Source organism: Pseudoduganella lutea, assembly GCF_004209755.1.
In the GTDB taxonomy this organism is placed as follows: domain Bacteria; phylum Pseudomonadota; class Gammaproteobacteria; order Burkholderiales; family Burkholderiaceae_D; genus Rugamonas; species Rugamonas lutea.
Genome location: NZ_CP035913.1, coordinates 7,191,825 through 7,217,534, shown reverse-complemented (window position 1 = coordinate 7,217,534; position 25,710 = coordinate 7,191,825). Strand labels below are relative to the sequence as shown.

Sequence of the window (25,710 nt, the reverse complement as noted above, 5' to 3'; positions counted from 1 at the left end):
GTTCAGAACTTGTAGCGCACGCCGAGCAGGTACTCGCGGCCCGTCACGTTCAGCACGTTCACGCTGTTGCGCACGCTGCCCACATACTGGTCGCTCGACTCGTTCGTGAGGTTGACGCCTTCGAACGTGAATTCGACCTTGTCATTGAGCTTGTACGACAGCGACAGGTCGACGTTCGTCGTTTCGTTCTTGCCCGCCACGTCGTTGTTGTTCTGCGCCGGCACGGTCTGCAGGTAGGCCGAACGGTAGGCGCCGGTCAGGCGGGCGCTGAACCTGCCGTCATCGTAGTACAGCGTGGTGTTCCACGATTTCGGCGACAGGTTCACCAGCTCGTTGCGCACGGTGCCGCTGTTGGCGGTGGTGGCCGAGATGATGTAGTCGATCTTCGACGACACCTTCGTGTAGTTGGCGATCAGGCCGAAGTTGCGGCCCCACGCCGGCAGGAACGTGAACGGCTGCTGGTAATTCAGCTCGAAGCCGCGCAGCTTGCCGCCCGGGGTGTTGCGGAAGCTCGTCACGTCGAACGATTCGGTGCCCGTGAAATTCGCCGGCAGCAAGGACAGCGGCAGGCCGGTCTGGTTGTACGGCATCGATTCGCGCACGCCCTGCACGTAGCTGGCGATGTTCTTCTGGAACAGGCCCAGGCCGACGAAGGCCTTGTTCTGGAAGTAGTACTCGAACGAGGCATCGAAGGTCTTGGCGCGGAACGGTTCGAGCAGCGGGTTGCCCGACGAGATGCCCAGCGCACCCACGGTGCTGACGGTGCCGCCCGGGTTCAGGTTGCCCAGCGGCGGGCGCGACATGACCTTGGCAGCGGCCAGGCGCACCAGGAATTCCGGCGTCACGTTGGTGGCCAGATTAAAGGACGGCAGGAAGTCGTTGTACTCGTTTTCCACCGTGACCGGGGTGCCGCCGCCGGCGGCCACATAGCCGGTCGCGGTCAGCTTGGTCTTCACGTAGCGGCCGCCGATATTGCCGCGCACGCCGTAGCCCCACAGTTCGGTGTCGAAATCGCCCTGCAGGTACACGCCGTTGTCGCGCTCGGTGATCGCCCGGTTGTTGCCGCGTGCGCTCGTGTTGGACAGCGAGGTCAGCGTGAAGTCGCCCGGGCCGCCGGCCGGGCCGGATTTCAGGCAGTTGCAGTAGGCATCGTAGGCCGCCGTGATGGCCTGGATATTCGGCATGACCCAGCTGGTCGCGTTGCCAGCCGGCATATCCTGGCCGGGGCCGAAGCCCGACAGCGTCGTCGTCAGGCCTGCGAGGTCGGTACCTGCGGGCAGGCTGTAGATGGATTCGGCCGTGTTGGCGCGGCGGGATTCCCATGTGTTGAACTTGTAGCGCTTCAGGTTCACGCCGCCCTTGAACGTCCACGTGTCCGAGGCACGCCAGGCGAGGTCGGTGCTGAACACGTCGTTGGTGTTGTCCGTGCCCGCCGGGCGGATGCGGATCTCGCTCGGCAGCGCATTGGCCGCCGTGGTCGCGCCGTTCGCCACGCCGTAGATGCCCAGCACGCCGGCCTTCGTGACGTCGAACGGGTAGGTGATGACCGGCAGGCGGCCGTTCCGGAAGTCGACCGTGTAGCCGTTCACGTTCGGCGCGTCGAGCGTGACGGTGGTCTGGATCGGGTTCTCGAATTTCGATTTCGCGTGACCCAGCGCCGCGGTCAGGCGCAGGTCCTCGTTGATCTGGTGCGACAGGTTCAGCGTGGGCTGGAAGAACTTGGTCTGCATCTCGTCGTAGCGCGACTCGGAGCGGATATCCACGCCATTGAAGACACCGTAGGTCATGCGGCCCAGCGCGTCGTACTGCACGTCGACGACGGAGGTCTGCGGCTTGCCGCCGGAGCTCAGGTTGCGCGAGAACGAGAAGCCCTCGATGTAGTTTTCTTCGCGGGTGGCATCGAGGTCGGCATACAGCAGGTCCAGCGACAGGCGGGTGCCGCGCTGCGGTTTCCATTCGAACGAGCCGGTCACGCCCAGGCGTTCCTGTTCGTGCACCATGCGGCCGTAGCGCGGGAAGCGCGGGTGATAGTTGGCGGCGCTGCTGGCGGCGTTGTACGCGGCGATGTTCTCCGGCGTGCCGGGCAGGCGCTGCGAAGTGGGGAAGCCCGGTGCGGTCGTGCCGCAGTTCGGCGACGTCGACGTGCCCACGCCCATCGGCGCGCACCAGCCGCCCACCGACGGGCCGTTGTCCCAGCGTCCGGTGGAGAAGCCATCCTCGTACAGGTTGCGCTTGCCCCAGGCGACGGAGACCAGGTAGCCCATCGTGTTGTTGTTGAACGTATCCGAGAACATGAACGCGCCGCGCGGGTCGGACTTCTCGGACAGGTCGTTGTAGCGGCCCTTGAGCATCGCGGTGGCGTTGAAGCCCCGCTTGGACAGGTCGAACGGGCGCATCGTCTGCAGGTCGACGGTGGCGCCCAGCGAGCCTTCCTCCACCTCGGCGGAAGAGCTCTTGCGCACCGTCAGCGAGGAAAACAGTTCCGACGCGAAGACGTTGAAGTCGAAGCCGCGGCCGCGGTTGGTGCCGCCGCTGTTGTCGCTGCCGCCCGTGGTGGCCAGCGCTTCGATGCCATTGATGCGCACGCGCGTGAAATCCTGGCCGAGGCCGCGCACGGTGATGCTGCGGCCTTCGCCGGCATCGCGGTCGATCGCCACGCCGGGCACGCGCTGCAGCGATTCGGCCAGGTTCGTGTCCGGGAACTTGCCGATATCCTCGGCTTTCACGACGTCGACGATGCTGTTCTCGGTGCGCTTGGCATTGAGCGCGCTTTCCAGCGACGCGCGCAGGCCCGTCACGACGACGGTCTGCGTTTCCTGTGCACCCTGCGCCTGGGCTTGCGGGGCTTCCTGTGCCTGCGCGGTGGCTGCCTGGCCCAGGGCCAGCACGGCCGAGGCGATCGCGGTCATTTTCAATGCGGTTCTGCTGCTGTGCATCCAAGTCTCCTGTCTATTTGTTTCGGATCTCTCACGCCTTGGGAGCGCACCATGCGGAGGTGCGCGCGGGATCCATCATTGCGGAGCTCGTTTGCTTATACAAATAATAAAAACGTATGGTTTCAACGGAAAACGATAACCTTGTTGCGCATATGCGCTAACTTCGCTCAACTTGACGGCAATTCGCTTGGTTATTGCATTGGCAGGCTGTCGTAGAATCGCGGATTTGGTCGGGCCGGATGTGATTCTGTCAGACCAGTGACGTCTTTTTGCAACAAGTGGTCAGGCCGGATGAGGCAATTTGCAGGCAGCGGAACGATGTTGTCTGTCGAAATGGGGAGCTTTCGGCGATATTGGCTGTACGAGGACCGTGCCGGACGGCAGGGTATGATCGCCGCCATTTGTCGAGACGGTGCTGACGGCGAATGTCCACCCATGGCGTCGGCTGGCAGCGCCCATGAAAAAGGCGGCCCGCAGGCCGCCCGATATCCCGTTGGCGCGCTTACGCGGCCTTGTGCGCCTTGCGTCGCGCGGCAAAGCCCAGCAGGCCCAGGCCGGCCAGCATCATGCCGTAAGTTGCCGGTTCCGGCACGGCCGATACCGACAGGTGCAGGTCGTTCACCGTTGGCCATACGCCCGGCTGGTTGCCGACGCTGAACGACAGCGAAGTAATCTCCGCCGTCGACACGAAGCCCACGAAGGAGCTTACCCCGGGTGTGTCGATCGTGTACGTGAGCGTGGCACCCGTGCTGTCCGTGGCGGAGATCGTGATCGAACCGGCGGATGTGGAGAAGCCCTCGATATCGGAGCCGAAGAAGTAGCCGCCGGCGCCGGCGATACTGCCGCCGGTGAAATCGCTGAACGTGATGGTGTCCTGGCGGCTGTTGGAACTCAGCCACCAGTCGCTGCCGTCATCACCGGCGCCGAAGAAGATCGGAGTGCTTGGGCCGACTTCGGCCGTGTAGCCGTAGCTACCCGCTTCGCGGATGAGGGGGCCGTCATAGGGCTCGATGTCGAGGTCATCAAAATTATCCACGCCCGTCGTGCCGACGGCTGCCAGGTAGGCGGCTTCGGACGTGAACGTAATGAGTTCGGCATGGGCGGCGGTAGCGGCGAGCAGTGCGGCGGAGGCGAGGGCGGTTTTGACAGAGAGGGACAGCATTTGCACGATGAGACTCCATTCACTTTTGGTTGAGGAAGACTTCGTTCGGTCACTTCAGTACTGAAGTGATACCAATATAAATGTTGTTGACTTGTCTCTGCAATAAAAAATTAGAAGAATATTAAAAAGAATACGTTTCAATCGTGCGGGTTATTCGGTAGTTTAATGTAGAGGCGCCGTCCGTCCGCGAAATCCCATGCTGCGTATCGCGTTACCTGCACGCATGAAAATACTAATATTGTTGAGTTCGGTTCGGCAAAGTAATATCTTTATTTGTTTATTTAATTGCTGGCCAGGAAGGAAGTAATTGGCCGTGCCCGGGGAAGCTCAGCCGTTCTCTCGAAAAGTTGGAGGTTTATCGGGCGTTGCCATGGTCCTGTTATCGAATATTGTTTATTCAGGAAGTGCGGCAGAGCCCGTGGATTCGCGCGAGGGAATGTCTGGCAATACAGTTGTTTTTCCACACAAAAGCAGCAGCGTACAATGAACGGTTGCGGCAGGTGGCCAAGGCCGCAGGCGGTCATTTCCGCTGCCGTGTGCGTGAGTGGAAATCCGCTACGGTCAATCCACTTTGCTGGCATGTGGTGTCAAACATTTCCGTTATTGGCATTCGAAGGTCGTGGGTGTCCTGCATGGTATGGATGCGAGTCCATGCGCGACATCGAATACTGGAAGCCAGGCTCGCTTGGAGCGAGATTTTTCAACTGCAGTGCCTTTGTTTTCGCGATCAATCCTTCTTTTCCCTGAACTCCCCGTCGATCACCTTGTCGTCCGCGCGTTCGGCCTGTTGACGACCACCGAACGGGAAGACGGACCCTAAAAGCCGATCGAAAATGGCCCGCCTCAACCAGGGAAATCCGAGCAGGAAAGCCAATGCGAAACCTGTAAAGAACGCGGGCACGGCTTCGCCCCGCGACAGGAAGTGCAGGGAGCAGAGCGCCAGCAAGCTCACAATGATGGGGCGGCGAACCGGTTTCGGTAACAGGCCGACGACGCGCAGTTTGCCTTTGCTTATCCTGGGGAAGCGTGCAAACAGGATCCCGAGCAGCAATCCCGCCATGAACCGACCCGTGCCGAGATATTCGGCCAATACCCCGATGACCAGGTAACCGGTGTAGGTCAGCGTGCCGGCCAGCGCAACCAGGACTGATAACACGACAGCGAGCGTGAGCTTTGGTGTGCGTAGTACCGCGTTGATCAAGAAACGTAGGATTTGAGTGCTCCTGCAAAGTGGGCGTGGGAACGCGATCGCAAATATTACAGCACTCCGGGGCGCCAGCGCCGCTCGGAAAGTACCGCAAGCGCGGTGCGAAGCCGCGGCCTCACCTGGGATTCCCGCGACTGGATCGCAAGGACCGATCGCGCGCCGCGAGCGGCTGGCCGGACGGCCAGATGCCGCCATGGCGGCGGCCCGGTGAGGGGCAACGCTGAATACCCACCACAATGGCGTTTGTGCAGATCCCGCGTCACTGGGCGATGCGCACTCCAGGCAAGCATCGCCATGCCTATTCCAGCAGCGCAGGACCGAGCCCGGCGTGGCGGTCGGCGGGCGCCTGGATTGCGCGACGGGCCAGTTCGCGCTGCACGTCGCGCGCGACGGCATCGAACACGTCGGCCTGCCGCGCCATGCAGCCGGCCCGTTCGGCGGCAATGCGCTCGCGGTTCGCGCCCAGCGTGCTCCGGTCGAGCGGGAAGCCGAATCCCGCCGGCAGGCGATCGTCCGCCGCGCCCAGCACCCGGGCCATGACGATGTCGCCGAGAGCGGGCTTGAAGTGGCCCGCTTCCCAGTACCACCGGGTGCCCGCCGCGCTGCCCGGCGCGGGAATCGCCTCGCACTGGATCGCACCGTAGCCGGAGAAGTCATGGACGGCGATGCGGGCGCCGGGATGGCGCCGGCGGCCGGCGGCCGCTTCGTCGACGAGGATTTCCTTCCAAGCCTCAAAGCGGGGCCACAGTTTCGCCCCTTCGAACAGGGCCATCAGCTGCGCGTGGTACGGGTAGATGACGAGGTCGATCGCTACGCCGGGATCGGCCTGGGCGGCGGCATCGATCAGTGCCGCGACTTGCGCGTGCACGGCCGGCGCGTGGAGGCCGCCCTCGGCCGTGGCGGCAAGCTTGCGCGTGTTCTCGGCGGCGCGCTGGCTGAACAGCGCGGCATAGCCTTCCGTGGCTGCCGCCTGGTGATACTGCAGTAGCGGATTGAAGCCGCGCATCGTCGCCATCGCAGCCTGGGGCTGGCGCTGGATCGCCACGGTAACGATGGCATCCTTGAGCGATGCGAACGAGTACAGCGTGTCCGCGCGCCAGGCGTGTGCGCGCCATCCGGCCGGTTCGGCCGGCGGCGCCGGTACCGGTGCGGCGGCAGGAACGGGGCGGGCCGTCAGCGCATCGACGAATTCCATGCCGGCGATCACGCGTCGTGGCGGATGGCCGCGCACGGCCAGGTGGCGCAACTGGCCGATCGCCTTCTCCGCGCTGGTGCCGGCCAGCGCGAGATTGAAGGCATACCTGCCGGCGAGGTGAGGTCCTTCGGGGTCGATGCCCACTTCCATGCGCGAATTGCCGGCGATGACGATGGCGGGCTGGAAGCGGTCGGCCCTGGCCAGGCGGATCTCGTTGCGATAGCGTTCCACCGGCGGCTTGATGCGGTTAAAGCCCGGAATGTCGGCCAGCGCATACAGGCCATAGGGATCGACGAGCATCACGAACCCGGCCACCGCGACACTGGCACCAGCGAGCGTGCCCAGCATCCAGCGCAGATAATGGCGATGCGCGCACCCGCCGGTGGTCGTTGCCGAATGCAGGGAAGAGCGCCGGGGGGAGTTCATGGGGGCATTCATGCGCAATCCGTGTCAGAACTGGAAATACAGGAAATCGGTGGGCCGGTTCAGCGACAGCACGCCCAGCACGGCAAGCGCGCCGACCAGCATGGCATGGCGCCGGGCCGGTTGCCATGCCAGCCGCATTGCCAGCCGAGGACGATCTGCCGTGGCATCGAAGGCGTCGAGCGCGGGCGCGAAGCGGTGCATGATCTGCTGCGTGTTCGGCATCGTGAATGCAATGGCGCCGGCCGCCACGACCCAGGCCCAGGTTTCGATGAAGCGCGCGGTACCGCCCTGGTACCAGCCGATGCCGATGGTGTCCAGCGCCGCTTTCAGGCCGCCGAAATGCGCGCCGAGAGTGGCCGGCAACTGCACGCCATGCCCACCCAGCATGCCGGACAGGATGGCCAGAGCCGTCTGCAGGTCCGGCGCGCGGAAGAATACCCAGGCCACGCAGACGGCGGAAAATGTCAACGCCCAGCCGGCGAGGGCGCCAGCACGGCCGCCGTGCCAGCCCATGCGCTGTGCGACACCGCGCCAGGCCTGGCCGATCACGAGGTACAGGCCATGCAGGCCGCCCCAGATGACGAAGTTCCAGCCGGCGCCATGCCACAGGCCACCGAGCAGCATCGTGGCCATCAGGTTGGCCGAGCGGCGCGCCGGCCCCCTGCGGTTGCCGCCCAGCGGGATGTACAGGTAGTCGCGCAGGAAGCGCGACAGCGTCATGTGCCAGCGGCGCCAGAATTCCATGATCGACGTGGCCTTGTACGGCGACGCGAAGTTCAGCGGCAGCTGCACGCCGAACAGTCGCGACAGGCCGATCGCCATGTCCGAATAGCCGGAAAAATCAAAGTACAGCTGGAATGCGTAGGCCAGCACGCCGCCCCAGGCCACCAGTAGCGACACGTCCTGCGGCCCGGCGAACAGCACGTTCGCATAGGGCGCTAGGTTGTCGGCGATGAGCACCTTCTTGCCTAGGCCAATGAAGAAGATCGTCGCGCCCACCGCGAAGTTTTCCGCGCGCGGCCAGCGGTTCTTCTCGTCGGCGAACTGCGGCATCATATCGCCGTGGTGCAGCACCGGGCCCGCGATCAGGTGCGGGAAGTAGGTGACGAACAGCAGATAGTGCAGGAAGCGGCTTTCGCTGACATGGCCGCGCGCGGTGTCGACGAGGAAGGCGATCTGCGTGAAAGTGAAGAACGAGATCCCGATCGGCAGCACGATGTGCAGCACGGGCACGTTCCAGCCCGTGGCCTGCGCCACGCTGGCGGCAAAGAATCCCGCGTATTTGTACCAGGCCAGCAGCGCCAGGTTGCCGGCGAGCGCCGCCACCAGCCAGCGTTTGCGTGCCACGCCTTGCGCAGCGCGGATCTGGAGCGAGCACGCATAGTTGCCGGCGATCGACGCGAGCAGCAGCGGCAGGTAGCGCGTATCCCACCATGCGTAGAAGAACAGCGATGCAAGCGCCAGGACCATGTTGCCATATTCGCGGCCACGCCGGGCGGCGGCGAAATACGCCAGCAGCACCACGGGCAGGAAGCCGAACAGGAATGCATGGGAGTTGAACAGCATCGGTCTCTTCCTCGATAAACGCGGGCGGCGCGCCGGGGAATTATAACTTCGGCAACTTATTGATTGCTGGTTAAGATTGCTTTTTTATTGGTTTTCGATTCATCGCGGTACCGGATCCGTTGCCTGCGCGAGACGGCGCAACGCGCCGCTGCGGTAAACTCGCTGCACCGCCACTGACAAAGTGCTTATGGAAACAATCCACGTCCCCACCTGGAACGAATTCGTCGCCCTGTCCTCGGCGCTGGATGGCTGGGCATTCCGTGGCCAGCAGGATGCCGGCTGGCCGCTGCTGACGTCGCTGTCGCGCTACCTGGAAGCCTACGTGCCGGACCAGGCCAGTTGGCGGCTGCGCGAGGAACGGGCGATCCGCATCTTCCGCCGCAAGGCCCATAATTACCTCGACAAGCCGGGGGTGCTGGACAATGCGCTACGCTGCCTGGCGCTGATGCAGCACCACGGCGCGCCGACACGGCTGCTGGACTTCACCAAGTCGCCCTTCGTGGCGGCCTTCTTTGCGCTGGAGCGCGCCACGCGGGATGCCGCGGTCTATGCGCTGGACACCCCGCGGCTGTGGAGCGCCGCCCCGCGCGGCCAGCCGGCGATGGACCGCAATGCGATCGATCCGCGCCTGTCCGGAAATTTCGCCCGGCTGTTCCTGCCGAACACGAACGCGATCATCTGGACCGGCGAACCGACCGAGATGGACCGCCGCCTCGTGGCCCAATCCGGCACGCTGGTGGTGCCGGGCATGCTCGACAAGCCACTCGACGAAATCCTGCGTCATTACGCCGGTAGCGGCACGCTGCTCAAGAAGATCGTGCTGCCGATCGGCATGCGCGAGGAGGCAATGAAGGCGCTGTACCGCATGAACATCACCAACGCCACCTTGTTCCCCGACCTGGACGGGCTGGCGAAGTCGATCGGCATGGAGCTGGAGATGGAGTGGCCGGGCATGGCCGGCGGCGGTGAGCGCGGGGATGCCTGATGCACGCGAGGGATCGTGGCGGCGACCGGGATGGGCGTGCAAGCCGCTGCCTGGCGCTGGTCCGCAACCGGTATCCACCGTCACGAGTTTCGCCGGGGTGATGGCGGCGCCGTCGGCGATGGCCTCGGAATAGATCACCTTGCAGGTCGCCGCGTCCGGGGCGCGTTTCGGCGAGACGACCAGATCCCGGCCATTGACCGAGATGGCCCACTCGGCGGTGGTCAGGCCGGCCGCGGCGGCGGTGCTGGCGGCGGCGGCCGGATACCCGTTGACCATGACCACGCTGGCGCGCTGCGCGTCGACATGGGGCACGGCGGTACTGCCCAGCAGCGCCTGCCCGTGGTACATGGTCTTGACCGCTTCAAGCGAGCCGCGCGCTGCGCCGAGGGCCGCCTTGCGGGCATCGCTGGTGACAGCAGCGAACTTGGGCAATGCCGCGGCGGCCACGACGCCCAGGATGACGATGACGACAATCAGCTCGAGCAAGGTGAATCCACCCGGGCGCACCGACGCATGAGACGGCGATATGTCCATGTTGATCTCCCCATTCAAGGACAGGAACGCGAAGTTGCCGTGCGAGAATTCAACCGATACTGGTCGGTAAATCTTACCGGAGATGCGATGTGCGCCAGATTTTTCGGCCGTTGCATCGAGGCTGGGAATGCACGGGCGTGTCCCCATCTGTCCGATATCCTGACCTGACGGAACAACCATGCGGACCGTTGTAAAAATCCTTGTCGTTGCCGTGCTCCTCATGGCGGGGTATCACTTCCTGGAGCCGGCCATCGAGCGGGCGCTGTACCCGATGCGCCTCATGGCGATGCCCAGGCCACAGGCGCTGCCGGTGCCCGTGGAGGGCGTGCCTGTGCGTGCGTTGCGCGACACGTGGAATAGCGCACGCGGCGACGGCCGCCGGCACGAAGGCATCGATATCTTCGCCAGGCGTGGCACGCCCGTGCTGTCAACCACCGAGGGCATCGTCACGCAGGTCGGCACCAATCGCCTCGGCGGCCTGGTGGTGTGGGTGCTCGGGCCGGGAGGGCAGCGCCATTACTATGCGCACCTCGACGGTTACTCGGATGTGGAGACGGGCATGCGAATCGGCGCTGGCCGGGTGCTGGGCTATGTCGGCAACTCCGGCAACGCGAAAGTCACGCCGCCCCACCTGCATTACGGCGTGTATGACATCGACGGCGCGATCAATCCGTTTCCGCTGCTGCGGTGCGAGTGATCATCGCGGCAGCGCGCGCCTGGGAATGCAGCATGGCTACGTTCCCAGCACATTCTTGAGCACGGCAATGAGCCGCGTGGCGGAGGCCGTGACGAAACGCGCCCCGGCCGCGCGTGCGGCGCCGCCATGCTGCTCCGCGGCGCGCCCGCTGCAGTAGACCAGGATGGCCAGGTCGGGAAATTTCTCCCTGGCGGCACGGATCAGTTGCACGCCGGCGTCGTCCACGTTCTTGCCGTTCTCATAGCGGTGCATGTCGGTGATGACGGCGTTGAATGTCTCGTGATCCAGTTGCTGCAGGGCCTCGTCGGTCGACAGCGCCAGCGTGATGGCGATACCCGAGCGGTTCAGTTGTTCCACTTGCAGCGTATTGTTTTCCGGACGGTCATCCACCCAGAGCACACGTTTCGGGTGCAGGATATTGTGCTCCCGCGACGCGTTCGCCGCTTCTTCCGACACGCCTCCCGGCGCCGTGGACACGATGCCGGCAAGCGTTTGCTGCACATCGTCGAGCGTGCGCTGCTGCAGACGGCTCAGGGCGCCCAGTTCGATTTCCTGGCCGCTGTCGAGCTGGACTGAAATGTTTTGCGACTTCACCTTGTTGTCGGCCCATTTGATGATCACCGCCAGATAGATCCGCGTCATCAGGTAGCCGGCCAGGAAACCATAGATCGTGAAAAACAGCATGATGCCGCCGGCAACGGGTGTTGCGTGGGCCACGTCGTTGCTCATGCTTGGCGCGATGTACTCGGCGACTTCCCGCGCGGCTTCCGGCAAGTGCTTCAACTCGATCAGCCCCACGCCGATAATGATCTTGGTGAGCCAGTCGGAGACCTCGACCAGGTTCGAATTGATTTCGCTCGGCATCGGCGCATCGCCGTTCCTGGTCCGGTCGGCCGAATCGCGCTCCGCCTTCTTGTCGACTTCGGTTGCGAGCACCGCGCCGGCCGGCAGCGGCCGAGGGATACCAAAGACGAACCCGAGCAATACACCGCCCACGCAAAACCCGAGGCCCCAGATCAGTGCGGAAGCTGCAAGATAGCCGGGGGAGGAAAGCGCACCCCCGCACACGACGGCCACGCCGACGGCGAGCGTGGCCAGCAACACACGCGGCACCAAGCGGCGTTCCCGTGCGATGACGGCCGCATCGATCTTTTCCTTGTTGTCGGGCTTTGCAGGCGTAGTGGACAGGTTATCCATGCCGATCTCCTCGCGCAGCGTTCGCAGGCGATACACTGCCGGTCAGCGATCAGTATCCCCCTGCCGACAGGGCGCGGTCGTGGTGTTGCGGTTTTTATTTATTTTGCGGGCGCGGACGGGGCCGCGATCCGGACGCCGTGATCTGCGGCAGAATGACGGGAGATGAACCTGGTTGCGGGAAAGGCTGCCCGCATCGAGGCCGCTTGCCCACCGCCGGGGGAGGCAGGATGATGAGGCTGATCGCGGCCGGCCACCCGGCCGCGAGGATACGAATCGCGACGGTCAGAACTTGTAGTTCGCCCCCAGCACGAACGAGCGGCCCGAGTGCACGTACAGCAGCGTATCGTTGCGCACCGAGTCGCGGCCATAGCGCAGCGCCTCGTCCGTCAGGTTCTGGCCTTCGATGGACAGGCGCAGGCTCGGCGTCACGTTGTACGACAGGGAAAAGTCGATATTCGTCATGCCGTTGACGCGCGTGTAATCGTGGCCGTTGATGTCGCCCAGCACCGCCTGGATATAGCTGGAGCGGTGGGCGGCCGACACGCGGGCGCTGAACTTCGGATCGTCGTAGTACAGCGTGATGTTGTGCGCCCGTGGCGACAGGCCGATAAAGTCGGCGGTGTCGCCGATGAACTCATTGGGTGCCGTCGTCAGGTTATCCGGCCGCACGATGTAGTTGATCTTCGACTTCACGCGCGTGTAGTTGGCCAGCAGGCCGAAATTCTTGCCGATGCCGGGCAGGAAGTTGAACGGCGCCTGCAAATTGAATTCCAGGCCGTTCAGCGGGCCGCCCGGCGTGTTGAACTTGCGGTTCACCACCACCGTGCTGTCCGGCTGGACGATGCAGGCCGGCAGGCCGCCGGTGATCGAGCAGCCGCCCTCGGTCAGCAGTTCGTTCGGCAGCCCCAGTGCGGAATACACTTCGCGCTGCTGTACGTTCTGGATGAACGACTTGATTTCCTTGCGGAAGAAGCCCAGCGAGATCATCGCGTTCCTGTCGTAGTACCACTCGGCCTGCAGGTCATACGTGCGGGCGCGGATCGGGTCCAGCTGCGCATTGCCGACCGAAACAGTCTGGAACTGGTGGTTCACGCTGGCCGTCGGGCGCAGGTCGCCGTATTCCGGGCGCGCCAGCGTCTTGCCGGCCGAGAAGCGCAGGAACACGTCCTTCGGCAATTGCGCCGTCAGGTTCAGCGCCGGCAGCCAGTCGCGGTATTTCTTGACCACGGTGATCGGCTGCAGCTGGCCGCCAATCGTCTGCAGCGTCATCGACGTGGACTTCGTGTCGACCCCGCGCACGCCCGCGTTGCCGCGCCAGCCGATGCCCCAGAAGTCATAGTTGAAGTCCAGCATGCCGTAGGCGGCATCGATGTCCTCCGTGATGCGCGTCACGCCCGGCGTGGCCGTGTTGAACAGCGAGCCCGGCACCTCGGCGCAGTGGCATTCGATGTTGTGCACGGCCAGCAGCTTGTCCAGGTCCACGGCCGCCCACGACGTGGGCACGCCCGCGCCGCCCAGGCCGCGGCCGAAGCCGCCGATCTGGCGCGAGATATCGTTCATGCCCACGCCGGCCGGCAGGGCCAGGCCGCCATCGGAACCGTTGCCCACTTCGTACAGGCCGTAGGCGTTCTTGCGGGCGGACAGGCCGGTGCGCAAGGTGAGCCGGTCGCTGGCTTCCCACGCCAGGTTCACGGCGGTGGTCTTGAGCTTGTTGTCGGACTGCAGGTAGCGGCCGAAGAACTGGCCGTGCCACGTGCCGTTCGGCTCCGTGCGGGCAAACGTGAAGCTGTTCGGATCGGCCACGTCGATGCCGTAGTTCAGCGTGGGCACGTTGCGGTTGTTGCGGAAGTCGAACGAGAAGCCGTTGACGTTCGGTGCGTCGAACATGACGGTCGCGCGCATCGGGTTGTCCAGGTTCGTGTTCGACATACCGTGCAGGAAATCGACCTTCAGCGTATCGGTGATGCGGTGGCTGGCCGACAGCACGTTCTGGCGGAACTTCGTTTCATACACATCCATCAGGCCTTCGGTGCGCACGTCCACGCCGTTGAAGCGACCGTACGTCCAGCTGCCCTTGTCGTCGAACTCGGCTTCCAGGATCGACGTCTGCGGCTTGCCGTTGGCCGCCGCCAGGCTGCGGCCGAACGAGATGGCGCCGATGTAGTTGTCGTAGCGGGTATTCTTGAACGCGCCGTACATCAGGTCCAGGTTGATGTCCGTGCCCGGCGCCGGGCGCCACTGGAACGAACTGGTGATGCCGGTGCGCTCATAGTCCGTCTGCGAGCGGCGGTAGCGGGGGATGCGGGGCGCGAAGGCGCCGGAGCCGGCGAGGGGGCTGGCGACCGTGCCGCCGAAATTGTCGGTCTTTGCCATCACCTCGGCGTATTCGGCTGGGTTGCTCGTGCGCGGCACGCCGAAGCCGCAGTTGGCGGCGTCGACGCCCTTCACGGCGTCGTTGCCCGGCACTTGCGGCGCGCTGCCTGCCGGCGAACAGAAGCCGCCGTCGAAGCTGGCCGGGTACAGGTCCACCGCCTCGTAGCCTTCCTCGACCGCGCGGCGCTTCGAGTGGGCCGCCGAGACCAGCGCGCCGAACTTGCCGAAGCGGGTATCCCAGCGGTCGGACAGCAGGCCGGTGAAGCGCGGCTGCGTCTTGCGCGAGACCGAGTTCCACGATTCCTGCACGCCGAAGCTGATGGTGCGGCCCTTGAAGTCGAACGGGCGGCCCGTGCGCAGGTCGACGGTGGCGCCCAGCGACCCTTCCTCGACGGCGGCTTCCGACGTCTTGCGCACTTCGAGGCTGTTGAACAGTTCCGAGGCGAACACGGAAAAGTCGAAGCCGCGGCCGCGGTTGGAATTGCCGTTGATGTCCGAGGCACCGGTCATCGACATGCCTTCGATGCCGTTGATGCGCACGCGCGTAAAACCGGCGTTCAGGCCGCGTACGGTGATCTGGCGGCCTTCGCCGCCTTCGCCGCGGGCCAGTGACACGCCAGGCACGCGCTGCAGCGATTCGGCCAGGTTCGCGTCGGGGAACTTGGCGATGTCCTCGGCCTTGATGACGTCCAGGATGCCGTCGGAATTCTTCTTGGCGTTCAGCGCGCTGTCCAGGCTGGCGCGGAAGCCGGTCACGGTGACCACGGTCGGCGCTTCATTGGCCGGGGTGGTGGCGGGCGCCTGCTGTGCGGCGGCGGACGATGCCAGCGCGGCGGCGGCCAGTGCCAGTGCGGTCAGCCGGATCTCGCGGCGCTTGTCTGTCGATGTTTTCATGCCTCTCCTTGTGGTCGATGTCGCTTCTAGGTGCGAGTCCCGGCATCTTATGAAGGCGAGGAGGGCTGCGGCTTAACAGAACGGCAAATAATCACCGAGTTGAAAAATGCGCGGCGGGAAATGCGACGCTATGCCAACTCGGTATTCCTTGTTTGCAAAATGGAATACCTGCGCATGTTGTCCGGCTGTTACGATTAAAATATTTTTTATCATTTCCGAGACCATCCGAATGCCTCTCCTCCCGACCGCGCGACACCTGCCCCTTTCCATTGCCATCTCGCTGGCGCTGCTTTCCTGCCATGCCACCGCCGAACAACGCAGCCTGTCGCAAGGCTGGCTGTTCCAGAAAGGCGCGGCGCCGGGCGCGGAGCAGGCGGCCTTCGACGATGCCGGGTGGCGCAAGGTCGCGGTGCCGCACGATTTCTCCATCATGGACAAGCCCGATGGCACGCCACCGTTCGACGCGAAAGCGGTGGGCGGCCAGGATTCGGGCTACCTGCCGGGCGGGCAGGGCTGGTACCGCAGGCACATCGCGCTGGATGCCGCTGACGCGGGGCGCGTGCTGCGCCTGAACTTCGAAGCCGTGTACATGGATGCCGACATCTGGTTCAACGGCGCGCACGTGGGCAGGCACCGCTACGGCTACACGGCATTCACGCTGGACCTGACGGGCAAGGCCAAGGCGGGCGACAACGTCATCACGGTGCGTGTGAACCATGTCGACCCGTCGTCGCGCTGGTATGCGGGATCGGGCCTGATCCGGCCCGCCACCCTCGACCTGCTCGATCCGGTGCACGTGGCGCCGGACAGCGTGTTCGCCAGCACGCGCACCGCATCGGCGGAGAAGGGCGAAGTGGATGTGCGGGCGACCGTTGTCAATGGCGCCGCGGCGCCCGTGAAGGTCGAGCTGGTATCGAAGCTGGTGGCGGGCGACGGCGGCACGGTGGCGCAGGAACGCCGCGCGCTGGCGGTGCCCGCGCGCGGCAAGGCCGACGTGGCGCAGCGCTTCATGGTGGCGAACCCGAAATTGTGGTCGCCCGATACGCCGGACCTGTACACGCTGGTGCAGGAGGTGCGCGTCAATGGCGTGCTGCGCGATACGCGCCGCACCCGCTTCGGCATCCGCACGGTCACGGTCGACGCGGAACGGGGCTTGCGCATCAACGGCAGGCAGTATGTGCTCAAGGGCGGCAACATCCATCACGACAACTACATGCTGGGTGCGGCCGGCGCGCCGGATGCGGACAGGCGCAAGGTCGCGCTGATGAAGGATGCCGGCTACAACGCCGTTCGCAGCGCGCACAACCCGGCCAGCCAGGCCACGCTGGAAGCGGCCGACGAACTGGGCATGCTCGTCATCGACGAGGCCTTCGACATGTGGCGCAAATCGAAGCGCGATGCCGACTACGCGCGCTTCTTCGAGGAGAACTGGCGGCGCGACATCGACAGCATGGTGACCGCCGGGCGCAACCACCCGAGCGTGATCTTCTGGAGCGTGGGGAACGAGATTCCGGAGCAGGCCAGCCCCGAAGGCGTGAAGACGACACGCGAGCTGGCGGCCCGCATCCGCCAGCTCGATTCCACGCGGCCGGTCACGCAGGGCGTCAATGTGGACAGCCCGGACAACGCGCCGATCTTCGCCGGGATGGACGTGGCGGGCTACAACTACCGCGTGCACCTGTTCGGCAGCGACCATGCCACGCATCCGGCGCGCGTGATGTACACGTCGGAATCGACGTCGAAGGATGCGTTCCGCTATTGGGACCCTGTGGGCACGATGCCCTGGGTGATCGGCGACTTCGTGTGGACGTCGGTCGACTACATCGGCGAGACGGGCATCGGCTGGATGGGGTATTCGAAGGACTGGAAGGAACTCGGCAAGTATCCGTGGCACCTGGCCTACTGCGGCGAAATCGATGCGACCGGCCGCAAGCGCCCGGCCGCCTACTACCGGCAGGTGATCTGGAAATCCGGCATCGATCCGGTGGCCGCGTTCGTCGAGCAGCCGGCCGGCACGGAAGACCTGCCGGACCGCGAGTATTTCAAGGACAAGCCAGAACTGGACTGGTCGCTGCACGACCTGCACCAGAGCTGGACATGGAAGGGACAGGAAGGCAAGCCGTTGAAGGTGGTCGTGTATTCGGAGCACCCGGAAGTGGAGCTGTTCCTGAACGGGCGCAGCCTGGGGCGAAAGGCTGTCGGGCGCCAGACCGAGTACAAGGCCGACTACCGCGTCCAGTACGCGCCGGGCCGGCTGGTGGCCGTGGGCTACCGCGACGGCAAGGCGGCAGGGCAGTGGGAGCTGCGCACCGCTGGCGCGCCGGCCGCCGTGAAGCTGTCGGCCGATCGCCGCCAGGTGCGGGCCAATGGCGAGGATCTTGTCTACGTGACGGCGGAGCTGGTCGACGCGGACGGCGTGCCCGTGTACGCGCGCGATGGGGATCGCAAGTTCCAGGTCACCGTCAACGGTGCCGGTGCGCTGGCGGGGGCCGGCAACGGCAATCCGATGGACGCTTCGAGCCTGCAGTCCGGCGAGCGGAGCACGTTCCATGGGCGCCTCGTTGCCGTCGTGCGGGCGGGCGTGACGGCCGGACCGATCGACGTGGCGTTTGCCGGCGAGGGCTTGCCGGTGCAACGTCTGCGGATCGACGCGGCCAGCCGATCGAAGGATTGACCACACGGCCTGCGCATCACCCACGTTTGGCGCCGTCTACGGAATGACCCACTGCGTGGGGGTGAACCGCATTTGCCTCACGAAGCCCCATGCTCAAGCCCGTGATCGTTTCCGCGGGCCGATGGACAGCAGCCGAGCCGCGCAGGTACCATCTCCGGAACACTAATATATCAGTGCGCGATGCCGGGAGCGGGCGGCTCTAGGCATGCGCGCATCGGAGACCATGACGACCAGCCCCCTGTCACGCCGGCGCTTCCTGCAATCGGCCACGGCCACCTCCATCCTGGCCTCGCTGCCCGGGTTTTCCCAGGCCATCACGGCGAACACGGGGGGTAAATCCGCTCCCGTCACCGATACCGCGCTGCGCTGGCTCGACGGCAAGGCGCCGGCCCGCTTCGATGGCGCCACGCTGGGCGTGCCCTGGCCGCGCGGCACGCTGCGACTGCCGGCAAACAGGACGCTGCATTTCACGCTCGGCGTCGGCGCGCCGGCCATGCAATCGTGGCCGCTGGCGTACTGGCCGGACGGCTCCCTGAAATGGACGGCCCATGCGATTGCCGGCGGTACGCCCGCCGCTGGCTGGAACCTGAACGCGGGCGCTTCCGCCGGCGGCACCGTCTCCGTGAAACGGTCGACGGGCCAGGTCGTGGTCACCGCCGGCGATGTCGTGTGGACCGTGCCGACGACCGGCGAACACCTGGTGGCCAGCGCGGTCCGGGCCGGCAGGGTGACGATGCAGAACCTGAAGCTGGTGGCGCTGCGCCAGGACGGGCCGGACCCGGAAACCGCCGGCAGCGTGGCGCGCCAGCCGTTCACCAGCAAGGTGACGGGTGTGACGGTCGAACAATCGGGGCCCGTGCGCGCGGTGCTGAAGCTCGATGGCACGCACTCGGCCGATGGCCGCGACTGGCTGCCGTTCTCCGTGCGCCTGTATTTCTACGCCGGGTCGGACAGCGTGCGCATCGTCCATTCCTTCATCTACGATGGCGCGCCGGAGCGCGATTTCATCCGCGGCCTTGGCGTGACGGCGCAGGTGCCGATGACGAACGAATCCCATGACCGCCACGTCCGCTTCGCCGGCGAAGGTGTCGGCATCTGGGGCGAGGCCGTGCGGCCGGTCACGGGGCTTCGGCGCGATCCGGGCCAGGCATACAAGGATGCCCAGGTGGCGGGCCGGGCGCTGCCGCCGCTGGCCGGCATGGCGAAGCCCGTGCAGGAGGGCTTGCAATGGATTCCCGAGTGGGGCGATTTTTCGCTGGCGCAGCTCGCGCCCGACGGGTTTACATTGAAGAAGCGCACGAAGCCGGGGCGCGCATGGATCGACGCGAACGCCGGTACGCGCGCAAAGGGGCTCGTGTATGCGGGTGGCGCCGCGGGCGGCGTGGTGCTGGGCCTGAAGGATTTCTGGCAGCGCGCGCCGGTGCAACTGGCCGTGCGCAACGCCGCCACGCCGATGGCGGACGTGACGGCCTGGCTGTGGTCACCCTCGGCACCGGCGATGGACATGCGCTCCTACCGCGGCGAGGATGGCATGGACACGCACGCCGAGCAGATCGCCGGCCTGAACATCACCTACGAAGACTACGAGGCGGGCTGGGATGCCGCCACCGGCGTGGCGCGCACGTCGGAGTTGCTGCTGTGGGTCACGGGCGGCACGCCGTCGCATGCCACGCTGTCGGCGATGGCGGAGCAGGTGGCCAATCCGGCGCGGCTCGTGCTGGCGCCACAGCGCATCCATCAATGCGGCGTGTTCGGGGACTGGGACCCGGTCGATACCGGCACGCCGGCGCGCCGGCTGATCGAGGACAGGCTCACCGTGCAGCTGGACCAGTACCTGCGCGAGGTGGAACAGCACCGCTGGTACGGCTTCTGGCACTACGGCGATGTGATGCATTCGTATGACACCGACCGCCACATGTGGCGCTACGACATCGGCGGCTATGCATGGGACAACTCCGAGCTGTCGACCGACCTGTGGCTGTGGTACAGCTACCTGCGCACGGGCCGCGCCGACCTGTTCCGCCTGGCCGAAGCGATGACGCGGCACACGGGCGAAGTGGACGTGTACCACCTGGGCCGCTTCAAGGGCTTCGGCACGCGGCACGGCGTGCAGCACTGGTCCGATTCGTCGAAGCAGCCGCGCGTGTCGAACGCCGCCTACCGGCGCATCTATTACTTTCTCACGGCTGATGAGCGCGTCGGCGACCTGATGCGCGAACTGCTCGGTTCCGACGCTGGTCTCGCCAACGTGGACATCTCGCGCAAGCTGCGAAAGCAGGCTGGCGCGCCCAAGAGCGAATTCATCGACGCGTCGTTCGGCACCGTGTGGGGTTCGCTGGTTGCGGCCTGGCTGGCCGAGTGGGAACGCACGGGCGACACGCGGTGGCGCGACAGGATCGTGGCAGGCATGCGCAGCATCGCGGCACTGGAGCGGCAGTGGTTCGCCGCGGGCGCGCCGTACGACCACAGGACCGGCACCTTCCGGGGCCCCGGCGACAAGGCCAGCTTCTCGAACCTGAACGGCGTGTTCGGCGTGGTGGAAATGAACGCCGAGCTGCTCACGCTGGTCGACGAACCGGCCTACCGCAAGGCGTGGATCCAGTACTGCCGCACGTACAACGCGCCGAAAGAGGACATCGTCGCGTTGCTGGGGCGCGATCCGGGCGGGCGCGGCATGAGCGACACGAATTCGCGGATGACGGCCTATGCCGCCTACCAGTTGCGCGACCGCGCGCTGGCCCTGCGCGGCTGGCGCGAATTCTTCCAGAGCGACTGGCTGAAGAATGGCCCCGCGCGCCCGCACCGCATCGACGGGCCGGCCGTGCTGCGCCCACTGGCCGAGCTGTCCGGCATCAGTACGAACGGCTCCGCGCAATGGGGGCTCGCCGCGATCCAGCATCTGGCGCTGGGTGGCGACAGCCTCGACGAAGCCGCCCGCGCCGCCGGGCTGGTTCCCTGACTTTTTGAGAGATCGACACCGATGAAGCAATTCGTGATTGCCTTGCTGGCCGTACTTCTTTGCCCCATCGGCAGCGCGGCGGCCAGCGCTCCCGCGGCCGACGACCTTCGGCCCCGGTTCCTGCTGACGGGCGCGCAATCGCGCGACAGCCAGGACCTTTCCGGCCAGTGGACGTATTCCAAGGACCTGTACCGTACCGGCCTCACCGACATCAATGGCTGGGTCGCCAAGTCGCGCATGCAGCGCTATCGCGACCTGGACGTGGCGGCCGAGGAAGCACGCGCCACCACCGATTTCTACGAGTTCGACATGGACCGCGGGCCGCTCGTCGCCATCCCTGGCGCATGGAACGCCGCCGTGCCGGAGATGCGCTACTACGATGGCCTGGTCTGGTTCCAGCGCAGGTTCAAGGCGCCGGCGCCCGATGGCGGCCGGGCCTTCCTGCGCTTCGAGGCCGTCAACTACAAGGCCTACGTGTACCTGAACGGCAAGGAGATCGGCCGGCACGAAGGCGGCTTCACGCCCTTCGTGCTGGAAGTGACGGACGTGCTGCGCGGCGGCGACAACCGCCTGACGGTGGGCGTCGATTCCACGCACGATGCGCAATCGATTCCCACCTTTATCACCGACTGGGACCTGTATGGCGGCATCACGCGGCCCGTGCGCCTGATCCGCACGCCGGCCACGTTCATCGACGACGCCATGCTGACCATGCAAGCCGATGGCCGTATCGTGGGCGAAGTACGGCTGCAGGGAGACAAGGCGGCAGGGCAGGCCGTCACGGTCGCCATCGGCGCGGTCGCCACGGCCACCGCGAAAACGGATGCCGGTGGCCGGGCCGTGTTCGACATCGCCGCGCCGAGACTGGAGCGCTGGTCGCCGGACAGCCCGAAGCTGTACGACGTGCGCTTCACCGCGGCGGGCGACACGGTACGCGACCGCATCGGCTTTCGCACGATCGCCGTGAAGGGCAACCAGATCCTGTTGAACGGCAAGCCGATCTTCCTGCGCGGGATCTCGCTGCACGAGGAGGAGTTCGGCCCGAACCCGGCCCGCAACATGACGGAACAGGCGTCGCGCGCGCTGTTCACCGAGATCAAGCACGGCCTGCAGGGGAACTACGTGCGGCTGTCGCATTATCCCCATTCGGAAACCACCGTGCGGCTCGCCGACGAGATGGGCCTGCTGGTATGGAGCGAGATCCCAGTGTACTGGACGGTGGACTGGGAAAACCCGGCCGTGCTGCGCAAGGCGCTGGCAATGCAGGCCGAGACGATCTACCGCGACCGCAATCGCGCCGCCGTCGTGCTGTGGAGCGTGGGGAATGAAACGCCCGTATCGCCGGCCCGCACCGCCTTCCACGGCGCCATGGCCGACAATGTGCGCGCGATCGATCCCACGCGGCTGGTGAGCGCCGCGCTGCTGGTCGAGCGCAGCAAGGAAAACGGCGAGGATGTCACCGTCATCAAGGACCCGCTGGTCGACAAGCTCGACGTGCTCGCCGTGAACACCTATGCCGGCTGGTACGGCAACGACACGCTCGACGCGCTGCCCGCGCTGAAGTGGCGGGTGCCGGCCGACCGGCCGCTGATCCTGTCCGAGTTCGGCGCCGACGCGCTGGCCGGTTATCGAAATGACGGCATGAAGAAATTCACCGAGGAGTACCAGGCGCAGTATTACCGCCAGACGCTGGCGATGGCCGACCGGATCCCGACCCTGCGCGGCCTGTCGCCGTGGATCCTGAAGGACTTCCGCTCCCCGCGGCGCGAGCATCCGGTGTTCCAGAACGGCTGGAACCGCAAGGGCCTCGTGTCCGAGACGGGCGTGCGCAAGGAGGCGTTCGGCGTGCTGACCGATTACTACCGCAACCGTGCGAAATCCACTGCCGGCGTGCCTTGATGGGCGAGTCCGACTTTACTGGAGCCAGGCAAGTTGATCGGGTCAGAACGACGTTGGTCGGTACCATCCTGCGAGATCGCCACCGCACGCTGGCCGGTACAAGGATGCTCCTGTACAGTGAGCTCTTCGACCGGCCATGATCGGCCAGAAGCAGACATATCAGCTATAGAAAACCATGCTTTCACGACCTGCATTCGATCTTCCCCCACCGGATACGCTGAAACGCGTCATGCAGTCCCTCGCAATGCTGGATGCAATATTGGAAGAGGGGTGGGATTACAGGTACTTTTCTTTCGATGCCGGCTGGTCCCTTGGTGCCCAGATGGGATCGATGCGCAACGGTCAAGGCGACGATCTCTTTGCAGTCTTCGATCAAGCAGGATGTTTTATACGAGGGTTCGATCACGAATCCGCGATGTCGCCGTGGGTGTCCGATCCTCCGAAAATCTGGCCGGGCGTCCTGGAGCATGTCCCAACCCAATTTTCGTCCTCGTTGACCGAGCCGGCCTTTCATATCGACGATACGACTTTCTGTATTTGGTTTGCGGTAGGTGCTCAGGCTTGGATTCAGGGTGAGATCGCTTATCCTGTGGCGAGCGACCCGGATGGCTCGTCGTGGATGCTTTCGTACTACATGGGTGGCCCGCAAACCTACTTTGACTTTGCCGAGCACTACTACGAGGTGAAGACCCCCATTGAGGCCATAGCCCGTGTCTACCTGCATGAGCCACTTTCCCCGGCTCTGATTCAAGCGTTGGGATCACATCGCCAGTACGACCGACTCGTCCTCGAAGCGGCTGCGACCGGCTATCCTACCATCTGACTAACACTCTTCTTCTGTCGGCTTTGAGGCAGAAGCCGCCGTACAGTTTATAGCTCACCAGTAGCATGCACATAGGTCTGAAGAAATAATGGCAAAGCTGGGAACGATCAAAGCGATTGGACATAACTTTGCAGACTCCTTCGCGAGCGGAATTGGCCTTTTGGTCGGATACTATGCGATGGATGTGTTTGCAGAAGCCGCTGCCTCAGCAGAAGGGTTTGTTCATGTAGATTTTCTGAGTGGTACTACTGCTGGATCGCCAGTGTCCCCCAGCCTCGCTCGCGCAGTTTGCCTCTATAGAGACGTACTTCCGGAATTCTGTGCGAAACACGGTGTTGAACCTGGCGTCGTTCGCGTTTTGCAAGTCCGATTCGGAACCGATGCTGCTTACGGACCGCATTTCCTGGTGACCGTCGAGGATGCTTCTGGTCGGCGGTCAGCGGACAGATACTTCGGTGTTCCAGGGAAGCGGCTACGTCGCGCACGTCGATAGGAGAGCCAGCAATCCTGAGCGGCCGCTTCGGGGCGGAAGGCGCCATAGCATACCAACTCGCTATGGCTACCTTGCTCAGTAGATGGAATTGACATCGTAAAGACCAAGATAATGAAGAAAATTTATAATGTTTGGATTGCAATCAGCATGGTTCTGTTAATGTCATCATTATCAGTATATGCTTTCGCTGATTTTTCCCATCCCAGCATCCTTCTCGGGAGGTATGTGGCAAGCAGCAGAAATGCGCAGGCTCTTTATGCCGATTTGAAAATAGAACCCGGATTGATAAGTTGGAAAACAAGCAGCAGATCGCAAAGATGCCGAGCCAAATGGTCGTTGTTACCCGAGGAGCGCGCTGGCGTTCTGCTCTCCAAAAGTCCGGAAAACCTTGCCCAATTCCGTCCTGGAGGTATGATGTATTTAATTCGGCTAGTCGAATTAAATTGCGATCGCCACCTGGGTGAATTTCTTTTTGTTTTCAATCCGCAAGGTGATGTGGCTGAGGTAAATGGATACGGAGATTCCGAAGAATTGAAGTCATATTTTGTGCTGCATAAAATTATTCCTGAACGTCCTGTCGTCAACGACAAAACACGCCATTGAACCGCACTGATCGGCTTCATTAGTGGATGGTCACTCGACTAGCGGCACTGCATAAATACTTGAACAGATGTCCGCTTTGGGGTGGGAGCTGCCGTACAGATCAGGCGCTACAGCCGGTATTCCCACCGTCAATGCCCCCGCTATCCGCGAGAGACACCGCGATTCAACCGGGCATATCTGGCCGGAGGGTGTCCCACTTGCCTGGCGAATGCAACGCTGAAAGCGTTTGCGGAGCTGTAGCCCACCCGCTCGGCGACGTCTGCCACGCTGTGGTCCGCTTGTCCCAGCAGGCTCTTTGCCAAAGCCATGCGCCACGCAAGCAAATACTCCATGGGTGCAGAGCCGATTGCTCGACTAAAGCGTTCGAAGAAAGTCGAGCGTGACAAGGCGGCTTCCTTCGCGAGCTGTGCCACGGTCCACGGATACTGCGGCGCCTCATGCATGCAACGTAGCGCTTTTGCCAGCCGCTCGTCAGAAAGTCCGCGCACCAGCCCTGGCGAAGAGGAAACGCCATCTGTGGACCGTAATGCTTCAATCACCAGCACTTCCAGCAAATGTCTGAGAACGACGTCGCGAGCCGGGCGATTCGCACGGGACTCGCTGACTACGAGCTCCATTACTGACTGCAGACGAGTTTCTCCGCGCACGTGCAGGATGTCCGGCAGCAAGGACACGAGCAACATCGCGTCCGGCGACTCGAAAACGCAGTATCCGACCAACAGCCGGACATCTGCGGGCCCCAACGGGTCACCGTGCCTGGTTTCGCCATCAAAAATGGAAATATCTTCGGGATGATAGTTCTTGTTCTCATACCGCTGACTGCCCGACATGTCAAAACAGTAGGCTGCAGGGATGAGGACGAAGTCACCTTGCTGCAAACGGATGGCCTCACGCTTCTCGACAGCGATCGAACACTCTCCTTCCATGACTGCACAGAAAAAAGGCCTGCCAGATTCGGTCCTGTGCACAGTCCACTCGCCAGACCCGCTCACGATCTTCGAGTAAGGGCACTTGGCTTGAGGAGTGACACGACTTCGGACAACGGATCTACCATGCTGGACTCCCGCGCACAAATTATGGACTTCTG

The 25,710-nt window shown here is 64.2% G+C and carries 14 protein-coding genes and 2 pseudogenes; 7 read left to right on the top strand and 9 right to left on the bottom strand.

From position 1 onward, the window contains the following. Nucleotides 1–2: 2 nt before the first annotated feature. The 5 genes from EWM63_RS30435 to EWM63_RS30415 form a co-directional block, all read right to left on the bottom strand. A complete protein-coding gene (locus tag EWM63_RS30435) occupies nt 3–2,936 on the bottom strand; it encodes a TonB-dependent receptor (RefSeq protein WP_207221195.1) in 2,934 nt (977 codons plus the stop codon). 502 nt (nt 2,937–3,438) lie between these two features. Beyond that, entirely contained in the window at nt 3,439–4,098 is a 660-nt protein-coding gene (locus EWM63_RS30430) for a PEP-CTERM sorting domain-containing protein (RefSeq protein ID WP_130190700.1), read from the bottom strand. 727 nt (nt 4,099–4,825) lie between these two features. Next, nucleotides 4,826–5,299: an FxsA family protein gene (locus tag EWM63_RS30425; RefSeq protein WP_130189861.1), complete on the bottom strand. Its 474-nt coding sequence runs from the start codon at nt 5,297–5,299 to the stop codon at nt 4,826–4,828. Nucleotides 5,300–5,603: 304 nt separating this feature from the next. Next, nucleotides 5,604–6,926 carry a hypothetical protein gene (locus EWM63_RS30420; RefSeq protein WP_130189860.1) on the bottom strand — a complete coding sequence of 441 codons (1,323 nt, stop codon included), beginning with the start codon at nt 6,924–6,926 and terminating at the stop codon, nt 5,604–5,606. A gap of 24 nt (nt 6,927–6,950) precedes the next feature. Next, nucleotides 6,951–8,492 carry an MBOAT family O-acyltransferase gene (locus EWM63_RS30415; RefSeq protein ID WP_130189859.1) on the bottom strand — a complete coding sequence of 514 codons (1,542 nt, stop codon included), beginning with the start codon at nt 8,490–8,492 and terminating at the stop codon, nt 6,951–6,953. Nucleotides 8,493–8,679: 187 nt separating this feature from the next. Here EWM63_RS30415 and EWM63_RS30410 point away from each other — a divergent pair, with 187 nt between their 5' ends. Continuing rightward, nucleotides 8,680–9,477: an FRG domain-containing protein gene (locus EWM63_RS30410; protein WP_130189858.1), complete on the top strand. Its 798-nt coding sequence runs from the start codon at nt 8,680–8,682 to the stop codon at nt 9,475–9,477. Nucleotides 9,478–9,936: 459 nt separating this feature from the next. On the opposite strand, the pseudogene EWM63_RS32745 reads toward EWM63_RS30410, so the two are convergent. Then, a pseudogene (locus EWM63_RS32745) lies at nt 9,937–10,011 on the bottom strand (type II secretion system protein); the annotation flags it as partial. A 178-nt stretch (nt 10,012–10,189) separates the two neighbouring features. Between EWM63_RS32745 and EWM63_RS30400 the strand changes: the two are divergent. After that, nucleotides 10,190–10,708, top strand: coding sequence for a M23 family metallopeptidase (locus tag EWM63_RS30400; RefSeq protein ID WP_130189857.1), 519 nt, complete (start codon nt 10,190–10,192; stop codon nt 10,706–10,708). A 36-nt stretch (nt 10,709–10,744) separates the two neighbouring features. On the opposite strand, the gene EWM63_RS30395 is transcribed toward EWM63_RS30400, so the two are convergent. Both EWM63_RS30395 and EWM63_RS30390 read right to left on the bottom strand, forming a co-directional pair. After that, nucleotides 10,745–11,905 (bottom strand): response regulator, encoded by a 1,161-nt coding sequence (locus EWM63_RS30395; RefSeq protein ID WP_130189856.1) that lies wholly within the window; start codon nt 11,903–11,905, stop codon nt 10,745–10,747. A 282-nt stretch (nt 11,906–12,187) separates the two neighbouring features. Beyond that, nucleotides 12,188–15,172 carry a TonB-dependent receptor gene (locus EWM63_RS30390; protein WP_130189855.1) on the bottom strand — a complete coding sequence of 995 codons (2,985 nt, stop codon included), beginning with the start codon at nt 15,170–15,172 and terminating at the stop codon, nt 12,188–12,190. 229 nt (nt 15,173–15,401) lie between these two features. Between EWM63_RS30390 and EWM63_RS30385 the strand changes: the two genes are divergently transcribed. From EWM63_RS30385 to EWM63_RS30365, 5 genes are all read left to right on the top strand, one after another. Continuing rightward, entirely contained in the window at nt 15,402–17,846 is a 2,445-nt protein-coding gene (locus EWM63_RS30385) for a glycoside hydrolase family 2 TIM barrel-domain containing protein (protein ID WP_165390999.1), read from the top strand. 223 nt (nt 17,847–18,069) lie between these two features. Then, nucleotides 18,070–20,805 (top strand): exo-rhamnogalacturonan lyase family protein, encoded by a 2,736-nt coding sequence (locus EWM63_RS30380; protein WP_130189853.1) that lies wholly within the window; start codon nt 18,070–18,072, stop codon nt 20,803–20,805. A gap of 21 nt (nt 20,806–20,826) precedes the next feature. Further along, a complete protein-coding gene (locus EWM63_RS30375) occupies nt 20,827–22,704 on the top strand; it encodes a glycoside hydrolase family 2 TIM barrel-domain containing protein (RefSeq protein WP_130189852.1) in 1,878 nt (625 codons plus the stop codon). A 229-nt stretch (nt 22,705–22,933) separates the two neighbouring features. Further along, nucleotides 22,934–23,527: a hypothetical protein gene (locus EWM63_RS30370; RefSeq protein ID WP_130189851.1), complete on the top strand. Its 594-nt coding sequence runs from the start codon at nt 22,934–22,936 to the stop codon at nt 23,525–23,527. 604 nt (nt 23,528–24,131) lie between these two features. Further along, complete coding sequence (locus tag EWM63_RS30365; RefSeq protein ID WP_130189850.1) at nt 24,132–24,623, top strand: hypothetical protein; 492 nt, start codon at nt 24,132–24,134, stop codon at nt 24,621–24,623. Between the two features lie 140 nt (nt 24,624–24,763). On the opposite strand, the pseudogene EWM63_RS30360 reads toward EWM63_RS30365, so the two are convergent. After that, nucleotides 24,764–25,677: pseudogene (locus tag EWM63_RS30360) on the bottom strand (AraC family transcriptional regulator). Nucleotides 25,678–25,710: the final 33 nt, after the last annotated feature.

Coding starts and splice junctions, on each gene's coding strand:
- EWM63_RS30375 (WP_130189852.1), top strand. CDS start 20,827: ATGAAGCAATTCGTGATTGCCTTGCTGGCCGTACTTCTTTGCCCCATC.
- EWM63_RS30420 (WP_130189860.1), bottom strand. CDS start 6,926: ATGAACTCCCCCCGGCGCTCTTCCCTGCATTCGGCAACGACCACCGGC.
- EWM63_RS30415 (WP_130189859.1), bottom strand. CDS start 8,492: ATGCTGTTCAACTCCCATGCATTCCTGTTCGGCTTCCTGCCCGTGGTG.
- EWM63_RS30400 (WP_130189857.1), top strand. CDS start 10,190: ATGCGGACCGTTGTAAAAATCCTTGTCGTTGCCGTGCTCCTCATGGCG.
- EWM63_RS30385 (WP_165390999.1), top strand. CDS start 15,402: ATGCCTCTCCTCCCGACCGCGCGACACCTGCCCCTTTCCATTGCCATC.
- EWM63_RS30390 (WP_130189855.1), bottom strand. CDS start 15,172: ATGAAAACATCGACAGACAAGCGCCGCGAGATCCGGCTGACCGCACTG.
- EWM63_RS30395 (WP_130189856.1), bottom strand. CDS start 11,905: ATGGATAACCTGTCCACTACGCCTGCAAAGCCCGACAACAAGGAAAAG.
- EWM63_RS30410 (WP_130189858.1), top strand. CDS start 8,680: ATGGAAACAATCCACGTCCCCACCTGGAACGAATTCGTCGCCCTGTCC.
- EWM63_RS30370 (WP_130189851.1), top strand. CDS start 22,934: ATGCAGTCCCTCGCAATGCTGGATGCAATATTGGAAGAGGGGTGGGAT.
- EWM63_RS30365 (WP_130189850.1), top strand. CDS start 24,132: ATGAAGAAAATTTATAATGTTTGGATTGCAATCAGCATGGTTCTGTTA.
- EWM63_RS30430 (WP_130190700.1), bottom strand. CDS start 4,098: ATGCTGTCCCTCTCTGTCAAAACCGCCCTCGCCTCCGCCGCACTGCTC.
- EWM63_RS30380 (WP_130189853.1), top strand. CDS start 18,070: ATGACGACCAGCCCCCTGTCACGCCGGCGCTTCCTGCAATCGGCCACG.
- EWM63_RS30435 (WP_207221195.1), bottom strand. CDS start 2,936: ATGCACAGCAGCAGAACCGCATTGAAAATGACCGCGATCGCCTCGGCC.